Here is an 18,332-nt window from a genome sequence, read left to right as displayed (position 1 = left end):
AGGTCCTGGCGCCATCGTGGACGCCCGGGGCAGCACCTTGTGGCTGCACTTCGGCTCGTCGATAACCTTGGGCACCATGATGCGTGCGTGGTTCCTGCCGATGGTGTTGGTGCTCTGTGGCGCAGTTGCGGCGACTGGGCCGATCCTCGGGGGAAACCCCAGCGGAGCCGCGGTATTCCTGCTGGTGTTCGTGCTGCTCGCGGGCGTGAACTCGCCGCTGGTCTTTCCGAGTTCGATCGGCGCGCAGGAGGCGCAGCGACGCAGCACGGTCGACGGCCGGCCGATCGTCTTCTGGCGGCCGGGCTGCACGTACTGCCTGCGACTGCGCCTGCGGTTGGGAAGCCGCGCCGGCCAGGCGTACTGGGTCGACATCCGGCGTGACCCCGAGGGAGCGGCGGTGGTGAGAGCGGTCAACGACGGCGACGAGACCGTGCCGACGGTCTTCGTGGGCGGTGAGCCGCATGTCAACCCCGATCCGGCATGGGTGCGCAGGCAGTTGTCGCCTTCGACGTGATCGGGAGTGGCGCCCTGGCGCCCTGAACCCACCTGTGGTTCCGGCCGTTCGACGCGGGGTGGCGGCGTCCGGCTAGGACGAGTGGCGGATCAGGCCGGTGCGTTTGACGGTCGCCAGGAGCGGGGTGGTGTCGATGGCGGTGATGCCGTCCAGGGGGCCGACGGAGTCGGTGAGAAAGGTGTACAGGGCGTCGAGGTCCGCCGCGGCGACGGCGACGACGAGGTTGGCGGGACCGGTGGTCGCGGCGCAGAAGCGGACGTGCGGGTGGACGCTGAGGGTCTGCGCCGTCCGGTGCAGTGCGCCGGGCCGCACCGCGATCCACAGCAGGGCCTCGGCGTGCGCGCCGAGCAGCGCGAGGTCGACCTCGGTCGCCAGGCGCAGGACCTGGCCGCGCAGGAGCGCGTCGAGCCGTCGGCGGGCGGTGAGCGCGGTGGTGTCGGCGCGGCGGGCGAGTTCCGTGTAGGTGGCCCGGCCGTCCTCGGTCAGCGCCGCGATCAGCGCGGTGTCGATACCGAGGGGCGGGGGAGGGGCTGTCGGTGGCTCCGGGGCGGGCGTGAGCTGGGCCAGCTCGTGCGGCGAGAGGAGACCGGCGGTCCAGCGGAACGCCGTCGGGAAGACACGCAGCAGGGTGTGGGAGGTCCACGAGCCGACGGCCTCGGTGGCGGGCAGGTCGCGCAGCAGAAGCGCGTTGCGGGCGTCGGGGCCGTCGAGGAAGAAGATCGTGGAGATCTCGTCGCCGCCGCCGAGGACGTCGACCCAGACGGTGTCGGTACGACGGGCCAGGGCGTGAGCGACGTGGCGGATCCTGTTGGGGCGGCAGCGGATGCGCAGGGCCATGGGGATCAGGTGCGGGAAACGCGCCGGGTTGCGGACGATCGTCGCACGCAGGGTGCCGTCGGCGTACAGCGGCGCGACGCGGCGCACGACGGTGCGCTCGGACATACCCAGGCAGCCGGCCAGCTCGCGCCAGGAGGCGCGCGGAGAGGCGAGGAGGGCGGCCGCGATACGACGGTCCGTCTCGTCGAGCGAGTGGCGCATGATCTGCATCATAGGCGGCGGTCGTGGCGTGCTTCCTGGGTCGAGGGTCGCTGAATGCACGTGAATCGACGACGCCTCGTACAACTGTCCCGTCAGCGGACGCGGTGGACGACCGGCCGCACCCTGACGACCTCCGAACGGCAACTTCGAGAAGACGGTGGAGGAGACGGTGGAGAAGACGACGACAGTTCACGGAGCCGACCACGGAGCCGACCACGGTGCCGATCTGCTGATCCGGGCCGCCGCGGTGCACACGCTGGTACCCGGTCAGGCCCCGCAGCGGGCGCTGGCCGTGCGCGGCGATCGCATCGCGGCCCTCTCGCCGGACCCGAACGGCCTCGACCACCTGGTGAGCGGGCGCACCACGGTCCATGACCTGCCCGGCGCCACGGTCCTGCCCGCGTTCGACGACACCCACACCCACCTGATCTTCGCCGTGCTCGGCGCGCACGACGTCCCCGTCCATCAAGCCCGCACCATCCCCGAGTTCCTGGACCTGATCCGGCAGCGGGCCAAGACCACCCCGGAGGGCGAGTGGATCCGCACCACCACCAACTGGCAGGAACTCAACCTGGCCGAGCGCCGCATGCCCACCGCGGCCGAACTCGACCTGGCCACCGACCGTCATCCGGTCCTGGTCAAGCGCGGCGGCCACAACGACGTCGTCAACACGTACGCGCTGCGTCTGGCGGGCATCACCGAGGAGACCCCCGTACCGCCGGGCGGCGTCATCGGCCGCGACGCTGACGGCAGGCTCGACGGCCGGCTGATCGACAGCGCCCTGGGGCTGGTGGAGCGCCTGGTCCCGGCCCCCGACCGGGCCCGGCGCGTCGACGGACTCCGCCTGGCCAGCGCCCAGTACGCCGCCACCGGCATCGGAACCGTACGCGACTGCGCGGTCACCCCCGAGGACTACGCGGTGCTCCTCGCCGCCCGGGAGGCGGGAGCGCTGAACACCCGGGTGCGAGTCCTGATCTCGGCACTCGGCCTGGCCGGCGCGGCGCAGGTGGAGGACCTGCTCGACGTCATGGAGGACTGGCGCGACACCTCGGACCCGGGGCTGTGGGTGTGGGGCGTGAAGTTCGGCCTCGACGGCGGTCTGGAGGCCGGGGCCACCGAACAGCCGTACGCCTGCGACCACTCCTTCTCCGGCACGCTGATCTGGGACCCCGACGCGCTGGTCGAGGCCGTCGAGGCCGTGGTCCGCCGCGGCTGGCGGGTCGGCACGCACGCCTACGGCGACCGCGCGGTCCGCATCCTCCTCGACGTCTACGAACGCGTCCTCGCCCGTAACCCCGGCCTGCCCGCCGGCATGCTCGTGATGGAGCACGGCGGTCTGGCCGGCCCCGAACAGCGCGCCCGCGCCGCCGCCCTGGGCATCCCCGTCACCATCCAGCAGCCGCTGCTCCACGACACCGCCGAGGTGGAAGAGGGCTTCTGGGGCCCCGAACGCGTCGCCGCGCTCTTCCCCGCCCGCGGCTGGCTCGACCAGGGTGCCCAGGTCAGCGCCGGATCCGACTTCCCCGTCGGCCAGTTCGGCGCCATGCGCTCCGTCTGGGGCATGACCACCCGGCAGACCGTCATCGGCGTCAAGGGCCCCGAGCACGCCATCACCTACGACGAGGCCCTCACCCTGCACACCACCAACGCCGCCCACCTGCTCGGCGAGGAGAACCTGCGCGGCACCCTCACCCCCGGCCGCTTCGCCGACCTCACCATCTGGGACCAGGACCCCGCCCACTGCCCCGCCGACACCCTGCGCGACCTCAACCCCACCCACACCTTCGTCGGCGGGATCCAAGTCACGCCCGCCCCCTGACGAGCGGCATGCCCGCGCCTCCCGGATGACCGGAAGGAACGCGGGCTCTGCCGGCCTCCTGCCCTGGAGGATGCCGGCCTCCTGCCCCTGGAGGAACGCGGCACGCCAGGGCCGGATGGCGGCCCCCGGCTTCGAACGACTGAATCCCCTCAGGGCTTGACGGCGTGCAGGATCCGCATATCCCTGGAGTCGACGGTGTCGCGGCGGACGTCCAGCCCCCCCGACCGGAGTTGTCCGGCCGGCCAGGCGGCGCCGATCCGCGGTCTTCGGCGCAGGTGTCGGCCAGGTTCGGTGGAACTCCCGGGCCGTTGCGGTGCGTTGGCTCCGGCGAGGTCTACGTCGTGGGGGAGGCGGCCTGGACGGCCGCTGCGCGCAGTCGGCGCCGGGCCAGCTCGCTCGCCGCCTGCGCCGGCTCAGGGGGTGGACAGGCCGCCCGGGCGCAGTCCGCCGGCCACCGGTGCGAGGCGTCCCCGGTCACCGCGGCCCGCAGCGTCCGTCGGCGGACCCTCGCAGTCCACGGCGGCATTCGCTTCGGCCAGTGCGCGCCGCAGCTCGGCGACGCTCGGCGCCCCTTTGGCGCGACCGTCCGACCCGCGGTAGAGGCGGCGCGCGGAGCTGGTCGAGCAGCATCTCGTGGACATCGAGCGCCGGATGGCCGAACTGCGTGCCACCCGATCCGCCCTGCGCACGCTGACGGAGCGGGCGGCCGCCACCGACCCGAGCACCTGCGCGGAAGAGGACATCTGCCGCATCATCCCCACGCCCACGACTGGTTGACCGGTAATTGTCCCGCCGCCCGCCGCCCGCCGCCCGCCGCCCGCCGCCCGCCGCCCGCCGCCCGCCGCCCGGCAGGCTTCCTCCACAGGTCAGTGCCCGCCGCCTAGGACCCGCCGTTGAAGAAGCCGGACTTCAGGTCCTTGATGATGACGTCGAGTGGATGCCCACTCACGGTGAACGGTCCGCTCCAGGGCGCGGTGAGTGCGAAGAACAACGCCAGGCTCAGCCCGACCACACTCGCAACACCCAGAATGAGCAGAGACGTCCGCAGACTGCTGCGGAAGACGAGTGCGCCGGCGTTCACGATCAAGGCCAGTCCGCCGGCCACAAGCGTGACGACGTAGAGCACGGGCACTTCGCGCGAGGCGGCCGCGATGCGTGCGCGACGACTACTGGTGACGCTGTCCAGGGAAACCAGCAGCTCCGTGCTTGCCGGGGAGCCCAGCTCGGGCCGGGCCGCCTCGGCCCGCACGCCCCGCTCCAGCCGTGCGATCGCGCGAGCGGTGGCCGGGTCGTCACCGGAGGCCGCCGCCGCACCCTCCCATTCCCTGGCACGCGTGAGCTGGAGGTAGTCCAGCAGTTCCTTGTGGATCGTCTCCGACTGGACGCGCGGACTGGTCGCCGACCACGCCAGGCGGGAGGCCGCGGCCGCCTCGTCGCTCACCAACCCCTCTGCTGCGCGCAGGTAGCTGGCCTCGCTGGCCAGTGAGAGTGCCGCAAAGATCGCGAAGGCAGCGCCGAGTGTAGGCATCAGGGGCATGGCGATCTGGCTCACCCGGTCCTGTTCCTCGACCGGTACGAGCGTCCGGACGCCGACGCGCGCCACGACCGCGATCAGCAGGGCGAGGAAGAGCCAGCCCGCGACCAGTACCAGCGTCGGCAGCGAGGCCAACCAGTTCACCGCATCACCTACAGCGCGTTACCACGAGCATCACACGGCGGCGAGACATCGCCCCGACGGCCTGGAGCTCCTCGGCGATCACCTTCTACGAACGCTTCATGATCACAGGTCGAAGACCTCCGATGCTCGCGACGCCCGGCACGGCACCTCGCTTCGTGGGTCAATCGGCCGAATACGGCTCAGTAGGATCCCGGGGCGCAGGCGGCTCTGCTCCGAGGAAGTCGGACACGTCGGAGCGCTCCTGCCCGTGCTTGACGGCGTTCTCGGGGCTCTCCGCGGCCGACATCGCGGCGGCCTACGGTGCCGGGTCCGCCTTGGTGAGGGCGCAGACGCCGTCCACGCAGGCGCGCTCGGCCCCCGCTCGGTCGGTGCCGCCTGCACCACCCGGTGACCCTCCGGACCGTCCGGCACGTGGCCACCGGGGCTCAACGGGCCGAGGAGCCCGGAGCCTGCGTCGTGAGAACGTCGAGGAGGCGCCGGGTGACGTCGCCGACGTCCCCGCGGCCGTCGATCTCGTGGAGAACGCCGGTCGACCGGTACCGCGTGAGCAGGGGCCGCGTCTGCCGCGTGTGGACCGTCAGGCGCGTGCGCGCGGTCTCCACGGTGTCGTCGGGGCGCTGGACGAGGAGGTGCCCGCAGCTGTCGCACCGGCCCTCGGCGCGCGGCGGCCGGGCGTCCAGGTGGTAGCTCTCCCCGCAGTCGCCGCAGGTGCGACGTCCGGTCAGGCGTCGCAGCAGCATGTCGTCGGGGGCGGTCAAGTGCAGGACGGCCGCGAGCCGTCGGCCCTGGCCGGCCAGCGCGGTGTCGAGGGCGTCGGCCTGCGCGAGGGTGCGGGGGAAGCCGTCCAGTACGACGCCCGTCGCGCAGGACGGACTGGTGATCCGGTCCAGGGCCATCACGGTCACCAACGCGTCCGGGACGAGCTCCCCGCGCCGCATGTGTGCGGCAGCGGCGGAGCCGAGCCGGGTCCCTTCCGCGACATGGCGGCGCAGCAGATCCCCGGTGGACAGGTGGGGGAGGCCCAGGGTGTGCCGCAGCCGGGTCGCCTGCGTGCCCTTTCCCACGCCGGGCGGGCCGATGAGGAGGAGGTCCATGTGGTGCCTTCCGTCGTACGTGCCAGTACGGCCACCGTGCGCGGCGGCGTGGCACCCGGACAAGGACACCGCGGTCGGCGGTGTCCCGGACGCGTCGAAAGGTCGCCCGACCACGTCGAACGGTCGGCCGCTGACAGAAGGTCGAGCCACTGACGGACGTCGATGTCCCACCCTGTCGTGGCGGACAGCCGGCGTCGTGGCGGCCCGTCGGCCGGACCGGCTCGTCGGGCGCCCGACGTCAGCGCGGGACCGGCCCGGAAGGCTCCGGCACGTGCATGGCCAGCATGAGGTCCTCTGCGCCGCGGGGCGGGTGGCCCAGCAGGGAGACGACGACCATGACCGCGAAGGACAGGGGCACCGACCAGGCGGCGGGCTGCATGAGGAGGGTTCCGGGCCAGCCCCCGTGCGCCGCGCCCAGCGCGGAGGCCACGGCGGCGCCCGCTGCCGCGACCGCGCCGGTCACGAGTCCGGCGCCGGCGCCGGTCGCCGTGAGGCGGCGCCACCAGATGCCGAGCACCAGCAACGGGCAGAGTGTGGACGCGGCGATCGCGAAGGCCCAGCCGACCAGGACGTTGATCTGCAGCGAGCGTGCCGGGAGCGCCAGCAGCACCCCCACGACGGCCCCCAACGCGACGGTCGTCCGCAGGGCACGCAGCGAGCCGGTGCGCAGGTCGTGGCCGATGCCGCCGGCCACGACCAGCAGCAGCCCCGAAGAGGTGGCGAGGAACGCCGCGTAGGCGCCGGCGGCGACGACCGCGGAGAGCGCGGCGCCCCACGGCGGGCCCAGTGCCGCCTCGGACAGGATCAGAACAACCGTGTCGCCGGTTCCGGTGAGATACAGCTCGGGGGCCGCCGTCCGGCCCAGCAGCCCGTACACGGCCGGAGCCAGGTAGAAGAGGCCCAGCAGGGCCAGCGTGACCACCACCGCGCGACGCGCTGCCCTGCCGTTCGGGCTGGTGTGCAGCCGTACCAGGATGTGCGGCAGACCGGCCGTACCCAGCACGGTGGCCAGAAGGAGCGACCACGTCTGGAACAGGGGATGTGTGCCGCCGGGCAGACGGAGCAGGGGCGTGCGCCACGCCGGACCGCCCAGTTCGGCGGGGCCGCGCAGCTCGGGGACCGCCGTTCCCCGGGGGAAGCGCACCCGTGAGCCGTCCGCGACGGCGTGGTGTCCCGCGGCCCAGGTGGTCGGTCTGTCGTCGACGGTGACCGTGACCGGGGTGCGCACCCGCAGGACGGCCGGCGCGTGGAACTCGACGGTGGTCGCCTGCCGGAACTGGGTGCCCCGCTCCGGATGGACGGCCGCGGACCTCCCCGCCGGCCCGACCGCGATGACCAGCGCGAGTGCGGGCACCGCCAGGAAGAACAGCTTCACGGCGTACTGGAAGGCCTGGACGTAGGTCGCCGAGCGCATGCCGCCCAGGGCCACGGTCACGGCCACGACGGTCCCGGCGAGCGCCACACCCAGCGGGTACGGGACGCCGCCGAAGCGGGCCAGGATGCGGCCGGCGCCCTGGAACTGGGGCACGAGATAGGTCCAGCCGATGAGGAGCACCGCCAGGCCGGCCAGCCGCCGCACGGGCGGCGAGCGGAGCCGGTTCTCCACGAAGTCGGGCACGGTGTAGGCGCCGGACCGGCGCAGCGGCGCGGCCACCGCGACCAGCAGGACCAGGTACCCGGCGGTGAATCCCACCGGATACCAGAGCGCACCGACGCCGCTCTGCAGCACCAGGCCGGCGACGCCCAGGAACGAGGCCAGCGAAAGGTACTCGCCCGCGATCGACGCACCGTTGAGCGCCGGGGACACACTGCGGGCGGCGACCAGGAAGTCGGCTGTGCTGCGCACCACCCGGACACTGAACATCCCGATCGCCAGGGTGGCCAGCGCCACCAGGGAGATCAGGGCAATGGTCATCGCGAGCGCTCCGCCCGCTCGGCACGGCGCAGCAGGGCCACGGCGGCGAGCAGCAGCAGTGGGTAGGCCAGCACGCCGACCAGGAGCCAGGACAGCGGGACGCCGGCCCACCGGACCGTGCCCAGCTGCGGCACCGTGGCGATCAGGAGCGGCAGGGCCAGCAGCAGCGCGGCCAGCACCAGCACGGTGACAGCGGCGAGCCGGCGCTGGCGCAGATAGGCGCGGCGGGCGGCGGTCGCGTCGAAGTCCGGCGGCAGGACCAGGTGCCGGCCGGACGCCGAGCGTCTGGCCAGCGCCAGCCGGGTCTGTGGGCTGACCACCGCCACGCGGCGTGGCCGGCTCATCGCCGTACCCCGCCGAGGCGGCCGTCCCGTGCGGCGGCGAACAGCTGTTCCTTCAGCCGGCGGGCGTGACGGCGGCTGACCGGGACGTCGCCACCCGCGGTGTGGGCGACCAGTTGACCCACGGCGTCGGTGCGCAGGTCCTCCACGGCTCGCAGGGCGAGCAGGTAGCCGCGGTGCACCCGCAGGAAACCCGCCTCGGACCAGCCGCGTTCGAGGGTGGACAGCGGCATGCGGACCAGGAAGCGCCCGTCCCGGGTGTCCAGTCGCACATGGTCGCCGTGCGCCTCCACGAAACGCACCTGCTCCCGCCGCACGTACCGGGTCCGGCCCTCGGACTCGACCTTGAGCACGGCCAGGTCACCGGCCGGTTCGGGCGGCGCGGCGGCGCGGGGGACCGGGGCCGCGCGGGCCCGGCGGACCCGATCCAGAGCCTGGCGCACCCGACCGGCGGAGGCGGGCTTGAGGAGGTAGTCCGCGGCTCCGACACCGAAGGCGTCCACCGCGTGCTGCTGCGAGGCGGTGACGAAGACGACGGCGGGCGGCCGGGCCAGCCGGGAGAGCACCGCGGCCAGCTCCATGCCGTCCAGTCCGGGCATGCCGATGTCGAGGAAGGCGACGTCGAACTCGCGGTGGCGCAGCAGCTTCAGCGCGGACATCGCATCGGGGGCCGAGACCACCTCTCCCACCCCGGGGACGCCGCGCAGCAGGTGGACCAGTTCGTCGAGGCCCAGCGGCTCGTCCTCGACGACCAGCACCGACAGTTCTTCGCTCATGGCGACACCCCGGTCATCTCGTCGCCATCCCCGGTGCGGACAGCGGCACTCGGAAGGTGATGCGGGTGCCCGCGCCGGGCGCGGTCTCCACCACGAGCCCGTATTCCGGGCCGTACAGGGTGCGCAGCCGCTGGTCCACGTTGGCCAGGCCGATCCCGGAACGCTCCCCCCGCCCGGCAAGCACCGCCTCCGCCAGCTCCGGCTCCATGCCCGTGCCGTCGTCCTCGACCGTGATGGTGCAGTCGGGGCCCACCGCCGCGCCCGTCACGGTGACCGTCCCGCCGCCCGGGCGCGGTTCGATGCCGTGCCGGATCGCGTTCTCCACCAGCGGCTGCAGCGTGAGGAACGGCAACGCCACCGGGAGGACCTCCGGGGCGACCCGTACCGAGGTCGACAGCCGGGAGCCGAAGCGGGCCCGTTCGAGCTGCAGATACACCTCGATGGCCCGGAACTCCTCGGCGACGGTGGTGAACTGTCCCCGCCCGGAGAACGAGTAGCGGGCCAGCTCGGAGAACTGCACCAGCAGGTCCCGGGCCCGCTCCGGGTCGGACCGCACCAGGGAGGCGATGGCGGACAGTCCGTTGTAGAGGAAGTGCGGCGAGATCTGGGCACGCAGGCGGCTCAGCTCGGCCAGTGCGAGCTCCTCCCTGGCAAGACCGAGCACGGCACGTTCCAGGGCCTCGCCGAGCCAGTCCGCCAGGGCCTCCACCTGCTCGGCCGTGACCTGGGCACCGGCCACCACCAGCGCCCCGATGGGTTCCGCGCCGGTGAGCAGCGGGGCGGCGAGGGCGTCGCCGCCGCGCACGGTGCGGCCGTCGGTGAGGGCACGCTCCGCCAGGTCGCGCACGTCCTCGCGCACCTTCCCGGCGGTGCCGAGCGGGCCCGCCAGGTCGCACAGGACGACCCCGTCGGCGTCCAGCAGCGTCCGGGCCCGGCGCGCCACCCGCTCGGCGGCCTGCGGCGTGAGGCCGTCGGCCAGCTCGTCGGCCATGCCGCGGGCGGTCCGCAGCACAGCGGCCACGTCGGCGCCTCCGGCTCCGAGCGGGGTGCGCCGATGCCTGATCCCGGGCGGGCGGACACCGATCACCTACTCACCGTACGACCGCACGGCCCGGTGCGCCGGTCACCGGCCGGCCCACCGTTCGTCGCGCCGCGCGGACCGTTCGTCGCGCCCGGCATGCGGGCCGTCGCGCTGCCCTTTCCTGCCGGGCGACGACGGTCGCACCTTTGTGACCAGGCATTCCGCCGAGGACCGAACCGGCGGGGCCGCGACACCCAGGACGGCAAGAGGAGCACCACCGTGACGGACCGCACCCCGCGACCGCAGTTCGACCGGCCGACGACGACCGACCCCTTCCCCGCACCGCCCGCCTTCGTCCGACGGTCCGAGACGGACCCCGAGACCCTCTACGCCCAGGCCGCGGCCGACCGGCTCGGCTTCTGGGCGGAGCAGGCCCGCCGGCTGACCTGGGACACGCCGTTCACCACCGTGCTGGACGACACCGAGGCACCCTTCCACCGCTGGTTCACCGACGGCACGCTCAACGCCTCGGCCAACTGTCTCGACCGCCATGTGGCCGCCGGGCGCGGCGACCGCGTCGCCTACCACTGGCATGGCGAGGAGGGCGAGACCCGCACGCTGACGTACGCGGGGCTGCTCGACGAGGTCCAGCGGTTCGCGAACGCGCTCAAGGGCCTCGGTGTCACCGCGGGCGACGTCGTCGGCCTCCACCTGCCCATGATCCCCGAGGCCATCGTGGCGATGCTGGCCTGCGCCCGGATCGGCGCCGTCCACAACGTCGTCTTCGGCGGCTTCGCCCCGCAGGCGGTCGGCGAACGGATGGCGGCCTGCGGCGCCAGGGTGCTGGTCACCGTCGACGGCGCCCGCCGCAAGGGCCGCGTCACCGGGGTCAAGCAGGTCCTGGAGGAGACGCTGGACACCCTGCCCGGCCTGGAGCACGTCGTGGTCGTCGCCGCCGCCGAGGCGCCGTGCCCCATGCGTCCTGGCCGCGACAGCTGGTACGCCGACCTGTGCGCCGCGGCCGACCCGGTCTGCCCCGCCGTGCCGCTGCCGGCCGAACACCCCCTGTTCCTCCTCTACTCGTCCGGGTCCACCGCCGCGCCCAAGGGCATCGTCCACACCACCGGCGGCTACCTGACCGGCGTCGCCTACACCCACCAGGTCGTCTTCGACCTGGACCCGGAGCACGACGTCTGGTTCTGCACCGCCGACATCGGCTGGATCACGGGACACAGCTACCTGGTCTACGGGCCGCTGCTCAACGGCGTCACCTCGGTGGTCTTCGAGGGCGCGCCGGACCATCCCCACAAGGGCATCTGGTGGGAGCTGGTGGAGCGTTACGGCGTCACTCAGCTGTACACCGCGCCCACCGCCATCCGGGCCGCCATGAGCTGGGGCGAGGAGCTGCCGGGCCGCTACGACCTGTCCTCGCTGCGGCTGCTGGGCAGCTGCGGCGAGCCCATCAACCCCACGGCCTGGCACTGGTACCACCGGGTGATCGGAGGCGGCCGCTGCCCGATCGCGGACACCTGGTGGCAGACCGAGACCGGCAGCATCATGATCGCTCCGCTGCCCGGGACCGGCCCCGCCAAGCCGGGATCGGCCACACGCCCGCTGCCCGGCGTGTCCGCCGAACTCCTCGACGCCGAGGGCACCCCGGTCACCGACGGGACCGGACTCCTCTCCCTCACCGCGCCGTGGCCCAGCATGCTCCGCACCCTGTACCGGGACGACGAGCGCTATGTGAAGACCTACTACTCCCGCTTCGGCAAGGACACCTACCTGGTGGGCGACGCCGCCCGACGGGACGAGGACGGCTGCCTGTGGATCCTCGGACGCACCGACGACGTCATCAACGTGTCCGGCCACCGGCTCTCCACCGCCGAGGTGGAGTCGGTCATCGCCGCCTACCCAGCCGTCGCCGAGGCTGCCGTGGTCGCGGTCCCGGACGAACTCACCGGCCAGGCCGTGGTGGCCTTCGTGACCCCGAACGGCGACCGCCCCGGCGACGCGGCACTGGAGACCGAACTGCGCGACTACATCGCCGTCCGCATCGGCAAGCTGGCCCGGCCCAAGAAGTTCGTCTGGACCGCGGACCTGCCCAAGACGCGCTCCGGGAAGATCATGCGCCGCCTGCTGCGCGATCTGCTCTCCGGCCAGGAGACCGGCGACGTCAGCACGCTCGGCGAACCGGACGTGATGGCCGTCCTCGGCGCCGCCGTCACCCCCGCCGCCGCGACCCCCACCGCCCACTGAACCCCACGAGACGAGAACGGCATCCCCATGAAGCAGCACACCAACCGCGGCATCGTCGTCCTGAGCGCTGTCCGCACCCCCATCGGCAAGTTCGGCGGCGCGCTCGCCGACGTCCTCCCTACCGACCTGGCGACCCTGGTCACCCGCGAAGCGCTGGAGCGCAGCGGCGTAGCCCCCGAAGAGACGGGGCAGGTGGTCTTCGGCCACGTCATTCCCACCGAGCAGCGCGACCTCTACCTGGCCAGGGTGGCCACCGTCCAGGCCGGACTGCCGGTGACGGTCCCGGCGATGAACGTCAACCGGCTGTGCGGCAGCGGCCTGCAGGCCGTCGTCTCGGCCGCCCAGAGCATCGCGCTCGGCGACTGCCAGGTGGCCGTGGGCGGAGGCGCCGAGGCGATGAGCCGCGGCCCGTACTGGCTTCCGCAGGCCCGCTGGGGTGCCCGGATGGGCGACGGTCAGATGCTCGACGCCATGGTCGCGGCGCTCACCGACCCCTTCGACGGTGTCCACATGGGCATCACCGCCGAGAACGTCGCCGAGCGCTGGGAGGTCTCCCGCGAGGACCAGGACCAGCTGGCGCTCACCAGCCACCACCGGGCCGCCGCCGCGACGGCCGAAGGCCGCTTCACGGGCCAGATCGTCCCCGTGGATGTCCCCACCCGTAAGGGCACGGTCCAGGTCACCACCGACGAGCACACGCGGCCCGGCATCACCGAGGCCGACCTCGCCAAGCTCCGCCCGGCCTTCAAGCCCGGCGGCACCGTCACCGCGGGCAACTCCTCCGGCATCAACGACGCCGCCGCGGCCGTCGTCCTGGCCGACGCGGACGTGGCCGGGGAACGCGGCCTGGAACCGCTGGCCCGCCTGGTCTCCTACCGTCACGTCGGAGTCGAGCCGGCCTACATGGGCATCGGCCCCTCCCCGGCGATCAGCCGCCTGCTGGACGACACCGGCCTGAAGGTGGACGACATCGACGTCTACGAGGTCAACGAGGCGTTCGCCGCCCAGGCCCTGGCCGTGATCAGGGAGCTCGGGCTGCCGCCGGAGCGCGTCAACCCCAACGGCAGCGGCATCGGGCTCGGCCATCCGGTCGGCGCCACCGGCGCCCTGCTCACCGTGAAGGCGCTGCACGAACTGCGCCGCGTCGACGGCCGGTACGCCGTGGTGTCCATGTGCATCGGCGGCGGCCAGGGCATCGCCGCACTGTTCGAGCGCGAGGGAGGCCGGTGATGGGCACCGAGAACCCCATCCTCGGCTGGGCCCAGAAGCCGTTCCGCGACTGGTACGAGTCGATGGAGCAGCAGGCCGCCGAGGCCACCGAGCACCTGGTCACCGGCAGCAACTTCGCCGAACTGCTGGGCCTGAGCGCCGGCAACTTCGCCGCGCTGACCCGCATCAGCACAGAGACCTGCGATCTGGTGCTGCGCAACATGCGGCTCGCGGGCCGCGCCGACATGACCCGGCTGGGTCGCCAACTCGCCCGTACCGAAGACAAGTTGGAGCGCGTACTTCAAGAGGTCGAGGACCTGCGTGACGAGCTGGGGGGCCGGCCGGCGGACGAGGAGGCCGGGCCGTGACCATCCCCCACCCACTGAGCCCCGCACGGGTGACGGCCGAGGCCGCCAACCTGATCCTCACCGCCGACGAGGCGAACATCGCGGCCACCCCCCGCGACGTCGTCTGGACCCACCGCACGACCACGCTCTACCGCTACCGCAGCGACCGGCGCCGCCACCCCGTCCCGGTACTGCTCGTGTTCGCGCTGATCAACCGGCCGGACGTCTTCGACCTGCGGCCCGGGAACTCCTTCGTGGAGTTCCTGCTCGGCGAGGGCTTCGACGTCTACCTGCTCGACTGGGGCGTACCCGACGAGGAGGACGCCGACCGCGGCCTGGAGACTTACGTCTGCGACCAACTGCACTGGGCCGTACGCCGGGTGCTGCGCAGCTCGGGCAGCGACCGGGTGTCCCTGGCCGGCTGGTGCATGGGCGCGGCGTTCACCGCGATGTACGCGGCCCTGCACCCGGGAGGCCCGGTGGCGAACACGGTCCTGCTCACCATGCCCTTCGACACCGAGGGCTCGGTGTACCGGCGGTGGGTCACGGCCGACACGTACGACGTCGACGCCCTCGCGGATCTGCGGGTCGTCCCCGGGCACGCCATCGACTGGGCGAACAAGATGCTCAAGCCGGTGGGCAACTACGTGACCACGTACCGCAGGCTGTGGGACCAGGTGGAGCAGGGCACCGTCGACCGCGAGGCCTTCCAGTCGATGGCGCGCTGGGTCGCCGACAATCCGCCCTTCCCGGCCCGCGCCTACCGCGAGTGGATCAGCTGGCTGTACCAGGACAACCGCTTCGCGTCCGGCACCCTGCGGCTGCGCGGGCGGCGCGTGGATCCCGCCCGGATCGACGCCGCCGTCCTCGTGGTGACCGCCGCGGGCGACCACATCGCCCCCCGCGAGGGCACCCTGCCCTTCCTCGACCGCGTCGGCAGTGCCGACGTCACCCATTTCGACCGCCCGGGCGGGCACATCGGTCTCATGGCCGGTTCCAAGGCCCGGGACCGCATCTGGCCCGACATCGCCGGCTGGCTCGCCGCCCGCTCGGCCCCTTCCCCCACAAGGAGCACCCCGTGACCGTCACCGCCCCCTTCTCCACCCCCGCCCCCACCTCCTCCACCTCCGCCGGCCAGAGCCTGCGCGGCCGGGTCGCCCTCGTCACCGGCGGCACCCGCGGCATCGGCGCCGCCATCAGCCGCAGCCTGGCCGGCGCGGGAGCCACGGTCGCCGTCGCGTACGCGGGAAACACCGGGCGTGCGCGGGAGTTCATCGACCAGTGCCGCACCGAGTTCGGACCGCACGGCGAGCGGGTCAGCGCCCACCAGGGGGACGTCAGCTCCGCCGAGGACTGCCGGCGCCTGGTCGCCGACGTGGTCGAACGGCACGGCCGCATCGACGTGCTGGTCAACAACGCGGGCATCACGATCGACCGCACGGTGGCCAGAATGTGCGACGACGACTGGCAGCGGGTGCTGGACGTCAACCTCTCCGGTCCCTTCTACCTCGCCCAGGCGGCGCTCGGCCGCATGGTCGAGCAGGGGTCCGGCCGGATCGTGATGATCTCCTCGGTGATCGGCGAGACGGGCAACATCGGCCAGGCCAACTACGCCGCCACCAAGTCGGGCCTCTTCGGCCTCACCAAGACCCTCGCCCGGGAAGCCGCCTTCCACCTGGCCAAGACCGGGCACCAGGACCCGTACGGACCCGGCATCACGGTCAACGCCGTCACCCCCGGCTTCATCGCCACCGAGATGCTGGAGCACATCCCGGCCAAGGTGCTCGACCGCATCGTCGCCCAGGTCCCGCTGGGCCGGCTCGGCCGCCCCGAGGAGGTGGCCCGGCTGGTGCGCTTCCTGGCCGACGACGCCTCCGCCTACATCACCGGACAGGTCTGGGGCGTCAACGGCGGCCTCGACATGTGAACCGTCAACTCCCTTCCCCGCACCCCGCGAGGGAAGGGCCGTCCAGAAACCCCACCCCACAGGAGGAATCCATGCAGGGCATGAAAGCCGAAGAGTACGGCGCCACGTTCGACGCGGCGATACGCGAGCTGGCGGACATCCAGGACAAGTACCGGCACGCCGTCAGGCAGAGCGGCCTCGCCGTCGTCGATGCCTGCGACAAGTCGGTGATCGCGGCGGTGCGCGTCCAGGAGCAGACCTCGCAGGCCGGTGCCGACTGGACCGCGGACGTCGTGCGCACCCAGACCGGTCTGACGAAGGAACTCAACGCCGTCTCCGTGGGCGTGCTCCGTCAGCTGCTGGGCTGACCTGAGGCACCTGCCGGTGGCCGCCGCCGTGCCGGCCGCCGGCAGATTGCCGTCGCACCGACAGCTCACCGACAGCTTTGATTTTCTTGACAAATTATTTTGTCGGATGGATCCTGGCAGTCGGAAGCCGCACCCGAGACCCCGAGGAAACCTCCATGCGCACCCTGATCAGCACCGCCTTCATCTCGCTCGACGGCGTCATGGAGGCCCCGGGCGGTGAACCGGGCTACCGGAACGCCGGATGGACCTTCAAGGAGGTCGAGTTCGTGCCCGAGGCCTTCGAGATCAAGGGGCGGGAGCAGCAGGAGGCCACCGCGATCCTGATGGGCCGGGCCAGCTACGAGGCCTTCAGTCCGGTCTGGCCGGACATGGAGGACTTCGCCCACTACAAGACGATGCCGAAGTACGTCGTCTCCACCAGCCTCACCGAGGACAAGCTGGTCACCAACTGGGGCGAGACCACGATCCTGCGCTCACTCGACGAGGTCGCCGCCCTGAAGAAGACCGAGGGAGGCCCGATCATCGTCCACGGCAGCGTCTCCCTGAACCACAGCCTCTCGGACGCCGGCCTGATCGACCGCTACCACCTGCTCGTCTTCCCGCTGCTGCTCGGCGCCGGCAAGCGACTGTTCAGCGCCACGGACAAGGACACCCAGAAGCTGAAGCTGGTCGAGCACGACGTCTACAGCAACGGCCTGCAGAAGCAGGTCTTCGACGTCGTCCACTGACAGGGCGCCTGCGTCCCGCTGTCCGTCACGCCGGGACGCCCTGCGGCTCAGTCGCCCGAGAACCCGAATATTCCCAGGTGAGTGGGCTCGTCGTCGGTGTACAGAACGACGTAGACACCGGTCCACCGCATACGGCACTCGGCAAGGAGCGTCTCGGCGCGGTCGGACGGAAACCTGTTGGCCGAAGCGGCCCGGGTGAGCAACTCCTCGAACCGGCCGGGCGCAGGGCGATCGGTGCCGAAATGGTGCCTCACGCGCTCGGGTGCCAGCGGGCGCAGCGTCCCGTAGTCCTTGATGTCGCGGTCCGACGGGGCGGCGGTCGTGTGGACGACACGATCGATGTCCAGGATCGAGTGGGTCCCCTCCTCGCCCATGAACTCCGCGTCCCGCCACAGCTCCTCGATGCTCCGGTACGTCTCGTCGTCGCCGTAGAGTTCCTGGAAGACCCGCGCGTGCAGAGCCTCCAGGGACTTCTCCACGCTGCCGTGGAACGCGGTGACGTACGTCCAGCCACTGGCACCCATCGTGACGCCCCCTCCGATGCGACATCCACAAGATCACTGCCACGTTAGCGAGGCCCACTGACAACGGGGGCCGGCCCTCGAGGCGGACCACCTGTTCGTGCGTGACGGCCACATCATCACCTCGGCCGGTGTCACGGCCGGTATCGACCTCGCTCTGGCCCTGGTCGAAGACGATCACGGTGCCGACGTCGCCCGCGCCGTCGCACGCAAACTGGTCGTCTTCATGGCCCGGCCCGGCGGACAGTCCCAGTTCAGTACGCGACTCGCCCAGACCCGGCCCGTCGACCCGGCACTTCGTGCCGCAATGGACGCGGTGGCCGCCGATCCGTCGGCCGACCACAGCCTTCCCGCGCTCGCCAGGAGCGTCGGGCTGAGCATTCGTCACATCAGCCGTCTGTTCCGCGAGAAGGCCGGCATGACTCCCGGCCAGTACGCGGAGGCCGTGCGTGTGGAGGCGGCTCAGGCCCTGCTGGAGGCGGGTGATGACACCGTGGAACAGGTCGCCCGGCAGGTCGGCTTCGGCTCCTCGGAATCCCTGCGCCGCGCATTCCAGGCCGGGTTGGGCGTGCCCCCCACCGTGTACCGGGCCCGTTTCCGCACGACGCGCCGAGACGATCTCACATCGGCCGACTGACGGGTCGCCCCCGGACGACGTGGCGGCCGAAGGGCCGCGTCCGCGTCGTCCCGCTGTCCGTGCGCCGGATCAGTAGGCGGAGTTGACGTTGTCGATGGAGCCGTAGCGGTGGGCGGCGTAGTTGGCGGCGGCGGTGATGTTGGCGACGGGGTCGGTGATGCTGT

General features: G+C 72.4%; 20 protein-coding genes and 1 pseudogene. 11 read left to right on the top strand and 10 right to left on the bottom strand.

From position 1 onward, the window contains the following. Window positions 1–76 precede the first annotated feature (76 nt). Window positions 77–514 (top strand): glutaredoxin domain-containing protein, encoded by a 438-nt coding sequence (locus ACWD5D_RS32245; RefSeq protein ID WP_451376396.1) that lies wholly within the window; start codon window positions 77–79, stop codon window positions 512–514. Window positions 515–586: 72 nt separating this feature from the next. Here the strand turns inward: ACWD5D_RS32245 and ACWD5D_RS32240 are convergent, their stop codons facing one another. Then, complete coding sequence (locus tag ACWD5D_RS32240) at window positions 587–1,552, bottom strand: Lrp/AsnC family transcriptional regulator (protein ID WP_451376320.1); 966 nt, start codon at window positions 1,550–1,552, stop codon at window positions 587–589. A gap of 169 nt (window positions 1,553–1,721) precedes the next feature. On the opposite strand from ACWD5D_RS32240, the gene ACWD5D_RS32235 reads away from it, so the two are divergent. Next, on the top strand, window positions 1,722–3,371 hold the full coding sequence (locus tag ACWD5D_RS32235; protein WP_451376319.1) for an amidohydrolase: 1,650 nt from the start codon (window positions 1,722–1,724) through the stop codon (window positions 3,369–3,371). Between the two features lie 413 nt (window positions 3,372–3,784). Here ACWD5D_RS32235 and ACWD5D_RS32230 read toward each other — a convergent pair whose 3' ends face one another. Beyond that, window positions 3,785–4,012 carry a hypothetical protein gene (locus tag ACWD5D_RS32230; protein WP_451376318.1) on the bottom strand — a complete coding sequence of 76 codons (228 nt, stop codon included), beginning with the start codon at window positions 4,010–4,012 and terminating at the stop codon, window positions 3,785–3,787. Between ACWD5D_RS32230 and ACWD5D_RS32225 the strand changes: the two genes are divergently transcribed. Then, window positions 4,005–4,148 carry a hypothetical protein gene (locus ACWD5D_RS32225; RefSeq protein WP_451376317.1) on the top strand — a complete coding sequence of 48 codons (144 nt, stop codon included), beginning with the start codon at window positions 4,005–4,007 and terminating at the stop codon, window positions 4,146–4,148. The genes ACWD5D_RS32230 and ACWD5D_RS32225 overlap by 8 nt on opposite strands. A 103-nt stretch (window positions 4,149–4,251) precedes the next feature. Here ACWD5D_RS32225 and ACWD5D_RS32220 read toward each other — a convergent pair whose 3' ends face one another. The 6 genes from ACWD5D_RS32220 to ACWD5D_RS32195 all read right to left on the bottom strand — a co-directional run bounded on the left by ACWD5D_RS32220 (window position 4,252) and on the right by ACWD5D_RS32195 (window position 10,262). Beyond that, on the bottom strand, window positions 4,252–5,049 hold the full coding sequence (locus tag ACWD5D_RS32220; protein ID WP_451376316.1) for a bestrophin-like domain: 798 nt from the start codon (window positions 5,047–5,049) through the stop codon (window positions 4,252–4,254). A 425-nt stretch (window positions 5,050–5,474) separates the two neighbouring features. Beyond that, window positions 5,475–6,143, bottom strand: coding sequence for an adenylate kinase (locus ACWD5D_RS32215; protein ID WP_451376315.1), 669 nt, complete (start codon window positions 6,141–6,143; stop codon window positions 5,475–5,477). Window positions 6,144–6,381: 238 nt separating this feature from the next. After that, window positions 6,382–8,058 carry a sodium/solute symporter gene (locus ACWD5D_RS32210; protein ID WP_451376314.1) on the bottom strand — a complete coding sequence of 559 codons (1,677 nt, stop codon included), beginning with the start codon at window positions 8,056–8,058 and terminating at the stop codon, window positions 6,382–6,384. Continuing rightward, window positions 8,055–8,402 carry a hypothetical protein gene (locus ACWD5D_RS32205; protein WP_451376313.1) on the bottom strand — a complete coding sequence of 116 codons (348 nt, stop codon included), beginning with the start codon at window positions 8,400–8,402 and terminating at the stop codon, window positions 8,055–8,057. The genes ACWD5D_RS32210 and ACWD5D_RS32205 overlap by 4 nt, the downstream gene beginning before the upstream one ends. Continuing rightward, complete coding sequence (locus tag ACWD5D_RS32200; RefSeq protein ID WP_451376312.1) at window positions 8,399–9,175, bottom strand: LytR/AlgR family response regulator transcription factor; 777 nt, start codon at window positions 9,173–9,175, stop codon at window positions 8,399–8,401. Before ACWD5D_RS32200 ends, ACWD5D_RS32205 begins: the two co-directional genes overlap by 4 nt. Before the next feature lie 13 nt (window positions 9,176–9,188). Beyond that, the gene (locus tag ACWD5D_RS32195; RefSeq protein WP_451376311.1) at window positions 9,189–10,262 is read right to left on the bottom strand and encodes a sensor histidine kinase; all 1,074 of its coding nucleotides are present in this window, start codon (window positions 10,260–10,262) and stop codon (window positions 9,189–9,191) included. Window positions 10,263–10,475: 213 nt separating this feature from the next. Here ACWD5D_RS32195 and acs point away from each other — a divergent pair, with 213 nt between their 5' ends. From acs to ACWD5D_RS32160, 7 genes are all read left to right on the top strand, one after another. Beyond that, window positions 10,476–12,452 carry an acetate--CoA ligase gene (gene acs, locus ACWD5D_RS32190; RefSeq protein ID WP_451376310.1) on the top strand — a complete coding sequence of 659 codons (1,977 nt, stop codon included), beginning with the start codon at window positions 10,476–10,478 and terminating at the stop codon, window positions 12,450–12,452. A 27-nt stretch (window positions 12,453–12,479) separates the two neighbouring features. Next, window positions 12,480–13,682, top strand: coding sequence for a beta-ketothiolase BktB (gene bktB, locus ACWD5D_RS32185; protein ID WP_451376309.1), 1,203 nt, complete (start codon window positions 12,480–12,482; stop codon window positions 13,680–13,682). Continuing rightward, window positions 13,682–14,029, top strand: coding sequence for a hypothetical protein (locus tag ACWD5D_RS32180; protein ID WP_451376308.1), 348 nt, complete (start codon window positions 13,682–13,684; stop codon window positions 14,027–14,029). Before bktB ends, ACWD5D_RS32180 begins: the two co-directional genes overlap by 1 nt. Then, window positions 14,026–15,090: an alpha/beta fold hydrolase gene (locus ACWD5D_RS32175; protein ID WP_451376307.1), complete on the top strand. Its 1,065-nt coding sequence runs from the start codon at window positions 14,026–14,028 to the stop codon at window positions 15,088–15,090. Before ACWD5D_RS32180 ends, ACWD5D_RS32175 begins: the two co-directional genes overlap by 4 nt. Beyond that, the gene (fabG, locus tag ACWD5D_RS32170) at window positions 15,087–15,935 is read left to right on the top strand and encodes a 3-oxoacyl-ACP reductase FabG (protein WP_451376306.1); all 849 of its coding nucleotides are present in this window, start codon (window positions 15,087–15,089) and stop codon (window positions 15,933–15,935) included. The genes ACWD5D_RS32175 and fabG overlap by 4 nt, the downstream gene beginning before the upstream one ends. A 71-nt stretch (window positions 15,936–16,006) precedes the next feature. Further along, window positions 16,007–16,282 carry a hypothetical protein gene (locus ACWD5D_RS32165; RefSeq protein WP_451376305.1) on the top strand — a complete coding sequence of 92 codons (276 nt, stop codon included), beginning with the start codon at window positions 16,007–16,009 and terminating at the stop codon, window positions 16,280–16,282. 155 nt (window positions 16,283–16,437) lie between these two features. Beyond that, entirely contained in the window at window positions 16,438–17,010 is a 573-nt protein-coding gene (locus ACWD5D_RS32160) for a dihydrofolate reductase family protein (protein ID WP_451376304.1), read from the top strand. 47 nt (window positions 17,011–17,057) lie between these two features. Here ACWD5D_RS32160 and ACWD5D_RS32155 read toward each other — a convergent pair whose 3' ends face one another. Beyond that, window positions 17,058–17,534 carry a hypothetical protein gene (locus tag ACWD5D_RS32155; protein WP_451376303.1) on the bottom strand — a complete coding sequence of 159 codons (477 nt, stop codon included), beginning with the start codon at window positions 17,532–17,534 and terminating at the stop codon, window positions 17,058–17,060. Between the two features lie 97 nt (window positions 17,535–17,631). Here ACWD5D_RS32155 and ACWD5D_RS32150 point away from each other — a divergent pair, with 97 nt between their 5' ends. Then, a complete protein-coding gene (locus ACWD5D_RS32150) occupies window positions 17,632–18,168 on the top strand; it encodes a GlxA family transcriptional regulator (RefSeq protein ID WP_451376302.1) in 537 nt (178 codons plus the stop codon). A gap of 69 nt (window positions 18,169–18,237) precedes the next feature. Here the strand turns inward: ACWD5D_RS32150 and ACWD5D_RS32145 are convergent. Continuing rightward, a pseudogene (locus ACWD5D_RS32145) lies at window positions 18,238–18,332 on the bottom strand (transglycosylase SLT domain-containing protein); the annotation flags it as partial.

The sequence above is a fragment of the Streptomyces sp. NPDC002520 genome (genome assembly GCF_053595235.1).
The sequence above is the reverse complement of the archived record's forward strand: the minus strand, read 5'-3'. Positions and strand labels throughout refer to the sequence as shown.

Bases quoted from the DNA above. Each gene is read 5' to 3' on its own strand.
- ACWD5D_RS32245 (WP_451376396.1), top strand. From the start codon at position 77: ATGATGCGTGCGTGGTTCCTGCCGATGGTGTTGGTGCTCTGTGGCGCA.
- ACWD5D_RS32240 (WP_451376320.1), bottom strand. From the start codon at position 1,552: ATGCGCCACTCGCTCGACGAGACGGACCGTCGTATCGCGGCCGCCCTC.
- ACWD5D_RS32230 (WP_451376318.1), bottom strand. From the start codon at position 4,012: ATGTCCACGAGATGCTGCTCGACCAGCTCCGCGCGCCGCCTCTACCGC.
- ACWD5D_RS32215 (WP_451376315.1), bottom strand. From the start codon at position 6,143: ATGGACCTCCTCCTCATCGGCCCGCCCGGCGTGGGAAAGGGCACGCAG.
- ACWD5D_RS32210 (WP_451376314.1), bottom strand. From the start codon at position 8,058: ATGACCATTGCCCTGATCTCCCTGGTGGCGCTGGCCACCCTGGCGATC.
- ACWD5D_RS32205 (WP_451376313.1), bottom strand. From the start codon at position 8,402: ATGAGCCGGCCACGCCGCGTGGCGGTGGTCAGCCCACAGACCCGGCTG.
- ACWD5D_RS32200 (WP_451376312.1), bottom strand. From the start codon at position 9,175: ATGAGCGAAGAACTGTCGGTGCTGGTCGTCGAGGACGAGCCGCTGGGC.
- bktB (WP_451376309.1), top strand. From the start codon at position 12,480: ATGAAGCAGCACACCAACCGCGGCATCGTCGTCCTGAGCGCTGTCCGC.
- ACWD5D_RS32180 (WP_451376308.1), top strand. From the start codon at position 13,682: ATGGGCACCGAGAACCCCATCCTCGGCTGGGCCCAGAAGCCGTTCCGC.
- ACWD5D_RS32165 (WP_451376305.1), top strand. From the start codon at position 16,007: ATGCAGGGCATGAAAGCCGAAGAGTACGGCGCCACGTTCGACGCGGCG.
- ACWD5D_RS32160 (WP_451376304.1), top strand. From the start codon at position 16,438: ATGCGCACCCTGATCAGCACCGCCTTCATCTCGCTCGACGGCGTCATG.
- ACWD5D_RS32155 (WP_451376303.1), bottom strand. From the start codon at position 17,534: ATGGGTGCCAGTGGCTGGACGTACGTCACCGCGTTCCACGGCAGCGTG.